This is a genomic window from Micromonospora sp. M51 (assembly GCF_018070305.1).
In the GTDB taxonomy this organism is placed as follows: domain Bacteria; phylum Actinomycetota; class Actinomycetes; order Mycobacteriales; family Micromonosporaceae; genus Micromonospora; species Micromonospora parva.
Genome location: NZ_JAGPXZ010001435.1, coordinates 1 through 560, shown reverse-complemented (window position 1 = coordinate 560; position 560 = coordinate 1). Strand labels below are relative to the sequence as shown.

General features: G+C 67.9%; 1 protein-coding gene. It reads right to left on the bottom strand.

Annotated elements, in window-relative coordinates; all coding sequences use genetic code 11:
- Positions 1-38: 38 nt before the first annotated feature.
- A partial coding sequence (locus KBX53_RS35295; RefSeq protein ID WP_210864070.1) for an extracellular solute-binding protein occupies positions 39-560 on the bottom strand: 522 nt, incomplete at its 5' end.

Here is a 560-nt window from a genome sequence, read left to right as displayed (position 1 = left end):
GGCTCAGCGCCCGACCACGGCCACCGGTGCCGCCTGGGTCAGCGCATCTTCTGCTGCGCGTCGGTCAGCTTCGCCTTCACCGACTCCTCGGTGACCGGCTTGCCGCTGGCCGCGTCGGCGAACAGCTCCTTCATCGCGGTGCCGACCAGGGTCTCGAAGGTGCTCTCGTCGGGCACCTGCGGCAGCGGGGCCGCGGTGGTGACCAGCGTCTCCTGGATGGTCTTCTGCTCGGTGGCGCTGAACGCCGGGTCGGAGGCGGCGGTCTTCACCGCCGGCAGCGAGCCGTACGTCTTGTTGAGGATCGTCTGCTCCTCGTCGCTGGTCATGAACTTCACGAAGCTCAGCGCGCCGTCCTTGTTCTTGGTGTGCTTGAAGACCGCCATGTTGATCCCGGCGACCATGCTGTTGACCTTCTTGCCGCCGGCCGGAGGGTTGGCCAGGAACGGCACCGGGGCCACCCCGTACGCGTCGGCGGGCATGTTCTGCGTCTTCAGGTTCGACCCGGCGGACTGCCAGAGCAGCATGGCGGCCTTGCCGTTGGCGAAGTCGGAGACCGACTG